Below are 10802 nucleotides of genomic sequence, written 5' to 3'. Positions count from 1 at the left end.
GCCGCGCGCACCGATGGGTGCGGCCCGGCGGCCGGTGTCATTCCACGGGGGCCGCGGTCACCTCGGAGAGGGTGCCGTCGAGGTACGCCGTCCGGGTGGCGCGGCGCTGGATCTTCCCGCTGGACGTCTTGGGGATCGTGCCCGGCTGGACGAGGACGACGTCCCGCAGGGACAGCCCGTGGGCCTCGCCGACCGCGCTGCGGATCCGGTCGGTGATCTTCTCGGCCTCGCCGGCCCGGTCCGGCGCGATCTCGGCCACGAGGACGGGCCGTTCGCCCTGCTCGCCCGCTTCCACGGAGAACGCGGCGGTGCAGCCGGGGCGCAGTGCCGGGTGGGACAGTTCGGCGGTCAGTTCGAGGTCCTGGGGGTAGTGGTTGCGGCCGTCGATGACGATGAGGTCCTTCAGCCGGCCGGTGACGAACAGTTCGCCGTCGCGCTGGAAGCCCAGGTCGCCGGTGCGCAGGAACCGGCCGTCCTGTCCGGGGAGTTGGACGCGGAAGGTCTGGCGGGTGGCGAGGGCGTTGCGCCAGTAGCCGTGGGCGACGCTGTCCCCGCCGACCCAGATCTCGCCGACTTCTCCCTCGGGCAGTTCCTCCTGCCGCTCGGGGTGGACGATGGCCACGGTGACGCCGGGTCCGGGCCGGCCACAGCTCACGGCGGCCGCGTCGGCCTCCCCGGCGTTCGGGGTGCCGGCGGCGGCGGCGAGCAGGGTGGGCGGGATGCCGACGGTGCCGCCGGTGACCATGAGGGTGGCCTCGGCCAGGCCGTAGCAGGGGTAGAAGGCCTCGCGGCGGAATCCGGCGGGTGCGAAGGTGTCGGCGAAGCGGCGCAGGGTGGCCGGGCGCACCGGCTCGGCTCCGTTGAAGGCGACCTTCCAGGAGCTGAGGTCGAGGCCGCCGAGGAGGTCCGGGTCGGCGTGCTTCAGGCAGAGTTCGTAGGCGAAGTTGGGCCCGCCGCTGGTGTGCGGGCGGTAGCGGCTGACGGCGGTCAGCCAGCGGTCGGGCCGCTGGAGGAAGTGCAGCGGGGAGAACAGGGTGGCGGTCACGCCGAGGTAGACCGTGTTCAGGACCGGGCCGATCAGGCCCATGTCGTGGTACACGGGCAGCCAGCTGACGAACATCTCGTGGCCGTGCGCGGCGATCGCCTCGGGCGTGTGGCCCATGCGCTCGGTGATGACGCGCTCGTTGTCCAGCAGGTTGCCGTGGGTGACGACGACACCGCGCGGGGCGGAGGTGGAGCCCGAGGTGTACTGGAGGAACGCCACGGTGTCCGGGGTGAGTTCGGGTTCGCGCCAGGCGGTGGCGGCCTCGTCGGGGATGTCCTCGGTGGCGACGCGGGCGATCCCGTCGAGTTCGGGCAGGTGCTCGGCCATGCCGTCCAGCGCGGCGATCACGTCGCGGCCGCCCAGGACGACCTTGGCGTCGGCGTCGGCGAGCAGGCGCTTCATCCGGGTCAGCGCACGGTGGTTCTGCGCCCGGCCCTGCGGGGGCACGCCCGGTACGGCGACCACGCCGGCCGCCAGACAGCCGAGGTAGCCGCAGATGAACTCCGGGCCGGGCGGGTACAGCAGCATGGCGCGCGAGCCGGCCAGTCCGCGCTCCTGCAGCCAGGCGGCGACGGCGCGGGAGCGGGTGGCCAGGCGGGCGTAGGTGAGTTCCTGGATCTCCCCGTCGCAGTCGCCGGTGACGAGGTAGCGGTACGCGGTGCGGTCAGGGTGGTTCGAGGCGTGTGCGGTCAGCAGATCGACCAGGGAACGTGCCATAGGACGAATCTCACCTGTCTGAAATAGCTGGGCGAGGAAACCGGAGTTCGAGTGCCGCGTCGCGTGAACGCGTCAGAGCCGCGGCCGCATGGGCCCCGTGGCCGGATCGCAGGCCTCGACCCCCCGCCCGGGAAGCCGTGGGTCGAACGGCTCCTCGTGCTCCCCCCGGCAGCAATTCGCTACCGACAAGTAGCACCATAGCAACTCAGTTTGATTGAACCGTCGAACACATGTAAACGCTGCGTATCCAAGGGAGTTGGCCAGGCCGACGGTGCGTGACGAACGCGTGAACGAGGCCCGTTTTCCAGGGCGCTTGCCCCGGATGTCGGTCCCCTCACGCCACGCGTGCGATCTCCGACACATTGCGTACGCTACGACCTGATCGTCGGTGCAAAGGGAGCACACATGGGTGACCTGCTGGGCGTGGCGGTACTGGGTGCCGGCCACATGGGAGCCGATCACATACGACGCCTCGACGGAGTGGTGAGCGGCGCCAGGGTGGCTGCCGTGGCCGATCCCGATGTCGAGCGGGCGAAGGCGGCCGTGGCCGGCCTGGACGGGGTCGGCGTGCATACGGACCCGTTGGCCGCGCTCGACGCGCCCGGTGTGGCGGCCGTGCTGATCGCCTCCCCGGGCCCCGCGCACGAGGAGGCGCTTCTCGCGGCCTTCGAGCGCGGGCTGCCCGTGCTGTGCGAGAAGCCCATGGTGCCGGACCCCACCGGCGCGCTGCGGATCGTGGAGGCGGAGGCGCGGCTCGGCCGCCGGCTGGCGCAGATCGGTTTCATGCGCCGCTACGACGCCGAGCACCGGCGCCTGAAGTCCCTGCTGGACGGGGGCGCCCTGGGCCGTCCGCTGATGCTGCACTGCACGCACCGCAACGTCTCCTCGCCGCCCGGTTTCACCAGCGCCATGCTGATCGACAGTTCCGTCTCGCACGAGATCGACGCGGCCCGCTGGCTGCTCGGGCAGGAGCTGACGGCGGTCACCGTGCTGCGTCCGGCGTCCTCTGCGGGCGCGCCTGAGGGGCTGATCGACCCGCAGTTCGTGGTGTTCGAGACGGAGCGCGGCACCCTCGTCGACGTGGAGGTCTTCGTCAACAGCGGCTTCGGCTACCAGGTGCGCTGCGAGGCCGTGTGCGAGGCGGGCAGCGCCCGGATCGGCGACGCGCACACCATGGTGGTGACCACCAGGGGCGGCGCGACCGAGGAGGTGGCGCAGGACTATCTCGTCCGCTTCGCCGACGCCTACGACCGCGAGGTGCAGGCCTGGGTGGACGCCACCCGGCGCGGCGAGGTCACCGGCCCGACCGTCTGGGACGGCTATGCCGCCTCGGTCGTCGCCGAGGCGGGGGTCCGGGCGCTGGAGACCGGCGGCCGGGTGGCCGTCGACCTTGCTCCGCGCCCGGACCTGTACGCGGAGGTCAGCCGCTGACGCTCGCGGCGCCCGTCTCCAGGTGCCCGGTGAACCGGCGCGACCAGGTCACGTCGGAGTCGACGGTCACCGTGAAGTCGTACCAGCCGTTCTGGTACGCGACGGCGTTGAAGTAGTCCTCGGTCGAGGCACCCGCGGCGACGGTGTAGGTCCAGGGGCCGTCGCTGCGGTAGTGGTTGGCGGTGATGGTGAACTTCACCGGCGCCGCACCCGAGTTGGCCATCTTGAAGTAGACGGCCAGCTTGCCCGTGCCGGACTCCACGGCGTATCGGGTGCTCACCTCGGCCGACTTGCCCGGCTTGGTGGCGTCGCCCTTGAAGCGGCGCAGGAAGCGGTTCGGGCCGACCATGGTGAAGTCGTACTTGCCGGCGCCGAAGCCCGTGCCGATGTTGAAGTAGTCGGAGGCGGTGCCGCCCGCGTCGACCGTGTACTGATAGGGCGTGGTGTCGCGGTAGGCGTTGGGGTGGAGGGAGAAGTGGGCCGCCCGCGAGGCCGGCCCGCCCTGGTTGGTCATGGTGAACCAGGCCAGGATCTTGCCGGCGGCCCCGAACTCCAGGTGGTCCAGGTAGCCGCCCGGCTGGTACGGCAGCGCGCGGGCCGGACGGGTGCCCGGCTCCTGGGCGGGCAGGGCGTTGTTCGTGGGCACCGGGTTGGGCAGCGGCCCGCAGGTGCTCATGCCGATGACGCCGGTCGCGGGCAGCGAGACCGGGCCGTAGACCGGGTTGCCGAAGTCGAAGACACCGGTCAGGTCGCCGCTCACCTTGCGCCGCCAGGCGCTGATGTTGGGGCAGGCGGCCGGCTTGCCGAGGGCCGCGGTCCAGGTCTCCAGGAACCGCAACACCGAGGTGTGCTCGAAGACCTCGGAGGACACCCAGCCCCCGCGGGTCCAGGGCGAGATGACGATCATCGGCACGCGGAAGCCGAAGCCGTAGGGCACGCCGTTGAGGAACTCGCCCGCGGTGCCGGCGGGCGGCGCCGGGGGAGGGACGTGGTCGAAGCAGCCGTCGTTCTCGTCGTAGTTGAGGAACAGCACGGTCGAGTCGAACACGGCGCTGTCGGCGGCCAGGGCTTGGTAGACGAGGTTGACGAAGTGGGCGCCGTCGCCGGGCGGGGCGTACGGGTGCTCGGAGAAGGCCTGGTTGGGCACGACCCAGGAGACCTGCGGGAGGGTGCCCGCGACGACGTCGGCCTTGATGGCGGCGGCGATGTCGTCGGGGGTCGAGCCGGTGACCCTCGGGACGGAGGACATGCCCCGGTCGTACAGCGGGTCGCCCGGCTTGGCGCCCGCGAAGTTCTTGAAGTAGGCGCAGCCGTTGTCGCCGTAGTTGTCCGCCGCGTTCTGGTAGACCTTCCAGCTCACCCCGGCTGCCTGGAGCGCCTCGGCGTAGTTCTGCCAGGTCAGGCCGGACTCGTCGCCTCCGTCGTAACTGGTGGAGTCGACCTTGCCGCTCCACAGGAAGGTGCGGTTGGGGCCGGTCGCGCTGAGCGCGGAGCAGAAGTAGGCGTCGCAGACGGTGTAGTTGTCGGCGAGCGCGTAGTGGAAGGGGATGTCGGAGCGGTCGAGGTAGCCGAGCGTACGGACGTTGCCGACGCCCGCGACCCAGTTGTCCAGGCGGCCCTTGTTCCACGCGGAGTGCTGCGAGGACCAGGAGTGCGGCAGGTCGCCGCTGCACTGGGCGAGGGTCTCACCGTCCTTGCCGCCCGCCGCCGGGGTCGCGCTGAGCTTCCACGGGTACTGACGGCCCGTTCCGTTCGGCTGGTTGAAGACCGGGTAGCCGCCGCTCAGGGTGATGCCGCTGCGGTCGTCGAAGCCGCGGACGCCCTTGAGACGGCCGAAGTAGTGGTCGAAGCTGCGGTTCTCCTGCATGAGGATGACCACGTGCTTCACGTCCTTGATCGTGCCGGTTGCTGCGGTCTCGGCCGCGGCGGCCGTGCGCGAGCTGGCGCCCAGCGCCATGCCGGCCGCCATGGAGGCGCCGAGCCCCACGAAGCCTCGTCGGCTGATCGGTGTCATTGGCCCCGTCCTCGTCACCGGCGTGCCCGTGCGGCACACCGCGCGCCAGGGTGCCGCCGGCGGTCGTCAGGGTCCAGACCCCGGCGGTGAGGCGGAAGTGAACAATATTCAAAGTCGGCCACCGCCGCGCCACATGGCCGTCACACGCCTCCGAACAGGGCGCTGAGACCCCGCTCGACGACCGCCGCCACATCCTCCTGACCTGCCGGGACCACGGTGTAGGTGCGCAGCAGGAACCGGCGCAGGGCCGAGGTCGGGAACTGCAACAGCGCCAGCCCTTGGGGCGAGTGGAACTCCAGGACCGTCCGGGTGCGGCCGTGCGGCCAGATCTGTACGTCCCCGTGTCCGGCCGGGGCGCGCAGCCCCTGGTCCAGCAGCGAGCGCGCGAAGGTCCAGGTGACCTCGCCGCCCTCCAGGGTGGCCTCGGGCGGGAAGTCCACGAAGACGGCCAGCGGGTCGTCCGCGCTGTAGCGCAGGGTGGCCGACACCGGGACCTCCTGGTCCTCGGCGGTGATCAGACGGGCCTGTGCGGATTGCTCGACGAAGATGTCCATGCCTATAAGGAGGCGGAAGCCGCGGTTCAGAGGACGTCGGATCCGGACAGAGTTGGCGCGCATCGACCGGTCCGCGCCATCATGGAACACGCGAGCGTCGAACATGCGATGGAGCGCTACGGGAAAGCGTTCGACAGTCGGTCAAATCCCGTAGTCCGTCTACGACTTGAGCGGCCGCACACCTAGGCGAATCGTCCGGTCAGAGCACGCCCGGAAGACTCTGGCATATGCCCGAAGCACCACCGTATCGTGTGTTGCCAAATCCCTTACGAGGCGTCGCGGGCTGTGCAACAGTCGTAACGGTCCCTCCGTCCCCGTTGGCCGTACCATCCCCCATCGGAGTGCGTCATGCCGTCCCCTGTCTCCGCGGACCGCCCACCCGCCCAGCCACCCAGTCGCGGCTCGGTCGAGGCGTTGATAACGCAGACGCGACGACTCAAGGGCGACGTGGACGCGGTACGGCGGGACGCGCAGAGCGACGGTTCGGACCCGGAGGAACGCTGGCAGCGGGCGCTGTACGACCTCGCGCTGCATCAACTCGACGATCTCGACGCTCACTTGGCGCAGCTGCGGGACGGCCCGGAGCACCTGGAGACCGAGCCCGCCGAATCCGTGGAGCACCCCGACCGTGCCGACCACGCCGGATTCGCCGGGGCCGCCGCGGTTCCGTCCCCCCGGTCCGCGCCGGCGGCCGTCCCCTCCGGCTCACTGCTCAGCCGGGTCGGCAGCGCGGAGTGGAACCTGCTGACGGACGAGGCGAGTTGGTCCGGGGAGCTGTACCAGATCCTGGGCCTCGACCCGGCAGCGCCCGCGCTCACCCTCGACGAACTCCCGTCGCTGGTCCTGGAGGAGGACCGGCCCAGGCTGACCGCGATGGTGACGGACTGTCTGGTGGACGCCAAGCCGATCGACGGCGAGTTCCGCGTCGTACGGCCCGACGCCTCCGTGCGGACCGTGCACATGATGGGCGAGCCCGTGCTGGGCGCCGACGGCAGCACCGCCTCCATGTGGGCCGTGCTGCGGGACGTCAGCGAGCTGCGCCGCCACCGGCGGACGGTGCGCGAGACCCGTGACTCGATGCAGCGCCACCGCCGGGAGGCCCAGACCGAGCACCGGCTCGCGGTCGAGCTGCAGGAAGCCGTGCTGCCGCCATGGCGCGGCTCCCTGCGGCTCCCGCGCACGGGGCCCCCGACGCTCGACCTGGCCGCCCGCTATCTGCCCGCCGCGACGACCACGATGATCGGCGGCGACTGGTACGACGCCCTGGAACTGTCCGGCGGCGCGACCCTGCTCAGCGTCGGCGACCTCACCGGGCACGGCATGACCGTCACCTCGGGCATGGCGACGCTGCTCGGCGCCGCACGCGGCATGGCGATGGCCGGCACCCAGCCCGGTCAACTGCTCACCATGCTCAACCAGTTACTCGACGCCACCGTGCAGCCCGCCCTGTGCAGCACCGTCTGCTGCCTCTACCGGCCCGAGACCCGGGCGCTGGTCTGGGCGCAGGCAGGACACCCCGCCCCGCTGCTGTACCGCAACGGGACGGGGCGGGTGCTGGACGCACCGGACGGCGTCCTGCTCGGAGCCACCTCCGGCGCCGCCTACGGGCAGGCCGAAGTGACCCTGGAGCCGGGCGACCTGCTCCTGCTGCACACCGACGGACTGGTGCCGGCGCACCACAGGACCACGGCGGCGGACCGCCTGCTCGACCTCGCCCCACGCTTCGACGCGGCGCGCACCGCGCAGGACTGCGTACGGACGGTGGTCGAGGAGTTCGGCGGAACGGAGCGCACGGACGACGCCTGTGTGCTCGTCGCCCAGGTGACCGCATAAGCCGACGGGTCACCCCGAACGGATCACCAACGGGTCACCCCGGACTCATCATTCCGGGCGGGTCACCCCGGAGGGCTGACCCTCTCGGCGTAAGGCGCACGAGCCTCTATGCCTGTGCGCTGTCGTCTATGCCTGTGCGCTGTCGTCGCTCTTCCTGGTCCTCGGCAGGGCGAGCCTGATCTCCTCCCGCAGCTCGTGGATCCTCGGATAGCTGGAATACTCCGCGGTGAGCCGGTACATCTGCCGCAACCGGTCCCACGTACGCCGGGACGAGTTGGACCCCATCGACATCAGCGCGAGCCGTGCGTACCGGTCCGCCTGCTCGGGATCGTCGGCGATGAAACAGGCCGAGGCCATGGAGAGATGGTCGAAGATCTTCGACCGCTCCCGCCCGTCGATGCGCAGGGCCAGGGCCTTCTCCGCGTAGTACTGGGCGTGTGTGGCCGCCCCCGGGTCGAACTCCGCGAGAGTGCGGTAGGCGAGCGCCTGCATGCCGTACAGATCCTCGTCCTTGAAGGTCTGCATCCAGTCCGGCGTCTCGGCGTCGTCGCGGTCGGAGACGAAGAGGTCCTCCGCCTGACCGAGGGTGCGGCGCATCGCCTGCCCCTTGCCCATGGAGGCCTGTGCCCAGGCCTCGATGGTGTGGAACATGGCCTTCGTCCGGGGCTGCAGGCGCTCCCCCGCACCGGACTGGGCGAGCTTCATCAGGTCCAGGGCGTCGTCGGGCCGGCCGAGGTGCACCATCTGCCGGGCCGCCCGGGACAGGGCCTCACCGGCGCGCGGCCGGTCACCGCCCTCACGGGCGGCATGGGCGGCGATGACGAAGTACTTCTGGGCCGTGGGCTCCAGGCCGACGTCGTGCGACATCCAGCCCGCGAGGACGGCGAGGTTGGCCGCGACGCCCCACAGGCGCCGCTGGAGATGGGGTGGATGGTGGTAGGCGAGCATGCCGCCCACCTCGTTGAGCTGGCCCACGACCGCCTTGCGCTGGAGCCCGCCGCCACGGGCCGCGTCCCAGGCGCGGAACACCTCGACCGAACGCTCCAGTTCCTCGATCTCCTGCGACCCGATGGGGGCGGCCTCATAGCGGTCGAACCCAGCGGGGTCGGCGTGCAGGGGGTCGTCGAGGACAGGCGCGTCGGCCTTCAGGGTGGGGTCGGTGTGCAACCAGTCGTGCATGGCGCTGCTGAGTGTGGATCCCGCGGCGAGCGCGGCACCCGCGCCCACCAAGCCGCGTCGGTTGAGCATGAGGTCCATTCCCGTGAATTCGGTGAGGACCGCGGCGGTCCGTTCGGGCGCCCACGGCACTCCGTCGGGAGGTTCCGCATTCCCGTCGCCCTGCCGTTTCCCCGCACGCCCGTGCCGTACCAGACCGAGGTCCTCGATGGTCACGACACGGCCGAGACGCTCGGTGAACAACGCCGCCAGCACCCGCGGCACGGGATCGCGCGGGATCTCTCCCATGTCGATCCAACGCCGCACCCGCGAGGTGTCGGTCGACAGCTGGGGGTGGCCCATGGCCGTCGCCTGCTTGTTGACCAGCCTCGCGAGTTCGCCCTTCGACCAGCCGGCCAGGCCGAACAGGTCGGAAAGACGGGTGTTGGGTTGTCCGCTCACGTCAAGCCCCCAGGTTCTCGGCTGAGTTGACAGTAGCCCCGTGGAGGTTGCCGGGCGACTATTCGCCACGGTTCGCCAGGGTGCGCCAGATGGTGTGCCAGTGGTCATCGGGTGTCAGGTAGGAAAGCGCCACCCCGACCCGGTCGCCTCTTTCGAAGATGCCGCCGCATGTGTGGCATATGTCGATGTGGCGGGTGCATTCCCCAGGGTGCACCCGGGCGGCCGGGTCGGGTGGGCGTACGTACTCGAAGCAAGCACTTTGAGCGACTCGTTCGAAGCCATTCGTTCGAACGCGGTCGTACAGGCAGGCACCGCAGGCACACGAAGGGATCTGTATCTCCCATGTACGCAGCATCGTCCTCCGTGTCCGCTCCGTCCCGGCCGCTGCGTTCCCGCCCGGCGGGCGGCGGACCGTACCTCGACCCGGCGGCGCGACCGGGAGCCCCCGTGCTGGGCGTGGGCCGGCCGCGCCGTGTCCCGGGCCAGGGGGGTCCCCAACCGCTCAGCGGAAGACTCGACTTGTCCGGACCCCAGGGAGCGCAGTTGCGCACCGCGATCGCCTCGGTGCACCGGATCTGCCCGGAGTTCGCTCCGGTGCAGGTGCTGCGCCGCAGCGGAAAGTCCGTCCTCCTGGTCGGGACGACCGGACGCAGCACGGCCGTGGCCAAGTGTCTCCTGGACCACTCCCCCGCCTGGGCGGAGCGCAGCCGCCACGAAATAGCCGCATACCGCTCGTTCGTCCGGCACCGGCCGCCGGTCCGGGTGCCCAGGCTGATCGCGGCGGACCCGGACAACTGCACCCTGGTGATCGAGCGCATGCCCGGCCGGGTGGCGGCGCTGCAGCGGCATCCGCTGGAGGCGCCGCCCCGCCCGGACATCCGGGCCGCGCTCGGCGCGATCTGCCGGCTGAACGCCTGGCGGCCCCCGGCCGGCACCTTCGACGCCCCGCTGGACTACGCGGCCCGCATCTCCCGGTACCACGAGCTGGGCCTGCTGACCGACCGGGACCTGGGCGACCTGCAGAAGCTGCTGCACGGCATCGCGCACGCGGCGGGCCGCCAGGGGATGGGCCAGTTCTGCCACGGCGACGCCCTGCTCTCGAACATCCTGCTCTCACCGGCCGGTCCAGTGCTGGTGGACTGGGAGCACGCGGGCTGGTACCTGCCGGGGTACGACCTGGCGACGCTGTGGCTGGTCCTCGGGGACGCGCCGGTGGCCCGGCGGCAGATCAGCCAGATCGCCCAGTCGGCGGGTCCGGCCTCCCGGGACGCCTTCCTCGTGAACCTGATGCTCGTGCTCACCCGGGAGATCCGTACCTACGAGACGGCCGTCCAGCGTTCGATGCACGACACGGCCCCGGCGGCACCGGGCACGGCCCACCCGGGTGCTGTGCCGTCCGGCGAGGAACAGCGGCTGCTGCTGCGGCGGCTGCACGACGACTGCCAGATGGCCCGCCGGGCCGTCCGTGCGGCGGTCGGCACTCGCTGACGGGGACGAAGGCCCGCGGTGCGCCAGAGCGGCGGCGCACCGCGGGCCTTCGTATGTCCGTGCCTGTGCGATCACTGGTGTACACCACTGATGCCCCGCAGGC

7 protein-coding genes are annotated in these 10802 nt (G+C 71.2%); 3 read left to right on the top strand and 4 right to left on the bottom strand.

All coding sequences use genetic code 11. The features are described 5' to 3' along the window. Positions 1-37: 37 nt before the first annotated feature. On the bottom strand, positions 38-1762 hold the full coding sequence (locus tag ABZ865_RS35125) for a fatty acyl-AMP ligase (protein ID WP_361239537.1): 1725 nt from the start codon (positions 1760-1762) through the stop codon (positions 38-40). Positions 1763-2167: 405 nt separating this feature from the next. On the opposite strand from ABZ865_RS35125, the gene ABZ865_RS35120 reads away from it, so the two are divergent. Further along, a complete protein-coding gene (locus tag ABZ865_RS35120; protein ID WP_361239535.1) occupies positions 2168-3193 on the top strand; it encodes a Gfo/Idh/MocA family oxidoreductase in 1026 nt (341 codons plus the stop codon). On the opposite strand, the gene ABZ865_RS35115 is transcribed toward ABZ865_RS35120, so the two are convergent. Continuing rightward, entirely contained in the window at positions 3183-5207 is a 2025-nt protein-coding gene (locus ABZ865_RS35115; protein ID WP_361239533.1) for a phosphocholine-specific phospholipase C, read from the bottom strand. The two genes, ABZ865_RS35120 and ABZ865_RS35115, sit on opposite strands and share 11 nt — an antisense overlap. A 140-nt stretch (positions 5208-5347) precedes the next feature. Continuing rightward, positions 5348-5761: an SsgA family sporulation/cell division regulator gene (locus ABZ865_RS35110; protein ID WP_361239531.1), complete on the bottom strand. Its 414-nt coding sequence runs from the start codon at positions 5759-5761 to the stop codon at positions 5348-5350. A gap of 348 nt (positions 5762-6109) precedes the next feature. On the opposite strand from ABZ865_RS35110, the gene ABZ865_RS35105 reads away from it, so the two are divergent. Then, positions 6110-7594, top strand: a complete 1485-nt coding sequence (locus ABZ865_RS35105) for a SpoIIE family protein phosphatase (RefSeq protein WP_361239529.1) — start codon at positions 6110-6112, stop codon at positions 7592-7594. A 126-nt stretch (positions 7595-7720) separates the two neighbouring features. Here ABZ865_RS35105 and ABZ865_RS35100 read toward each other — a convergent pair whose 3' ends face one another. Beyond that, the gene (locus ABZ865_RS35100) at positions 7721-9211 is read right to left on the bottom strand and encodes a hypothetical protein (RefSeq protein ID WP_361239527.1); all 1491 of its coding nucleotides are present in this window, start codon (positions 9209-9211) and stop codon (positions 7721-7723) included. Between the two features lie 342 nt (positions 9212-9553). On the opposite strand from ABZ865_RS35100, the gene ABZ865_RS35095 reads away from it, so the two are divergent. Then, entirely contained in the window at positions 9554-10699 is a 1146-nt protein-coding gene (locus tag ABZ865_RS35095) for an aminoglycoside phosphotransferase family protein (RefSeq protein ID WP_361239525.1), read from the top strand. Positions 10700-10802 lie beyond the last annotated feature (103 nt).

It is taken from the genome of Streptomyces sp. NPDC047085, assembly GCF_040643735.1.
GTDB lineage: Bacteria > Actinomycetota > Actinomycetes > Streptomycetales > Streptomycetaceae > Streptomyces.
This window is presented reverse-complemented; position numbering and strand designations above follow the sequence as displayed.

What these genes read in the sequence shown, in the direction of transcription:
- ABZ865_RS35115 (WP_361239533.1), bottom strand. Translation starts at nt 5,207, where the DNA reads ATGACACCGATCAGCCGACGAGGCTTCGTGGGGCTCGGCGCCTCCATG.
- ABZ865_RS35105 (WP_361239529.1), top strand. Translation starts at nt 6,110, where the DNA reads ATGCCGTCCCCTGTCTCCGCGGACCGCCCACCCGCCCAGCCACCCAGT.
- ABZ865_RS35095 (WP_361239525.1), top strand. Translation starts at nt 9,554, where the DNA reads ATGTACGCAGCATCGTCCTCCGTGTCCGCTCCGTCCCGGCCGCTGCGT.
- ABZ865_RS35110 (WP_361239531.1), bottom strand. Translation starts at nt 5,761, where the DNA reads ATGGACATCTTCGTCGAGCAATCCGCACAGGCCCGTCTGATCACCGCC.
- ABZ865_RS35120 (WP_361239535.1), top strand. Translation starts at nt 2,168, where the DNA reads ATGGGTGACCTGCTGGGCGTGGCGGTACTGGGTGCCGGCCACATGGGA.
- ABZ865_RS35125 (WP_361239537.1), bottom strand. Translation starts at nt 1,762, where the DNA reads ATGGCACGTTCCCTGGTCGATCTGCTGACCGCACACGCCTCGAACCAC.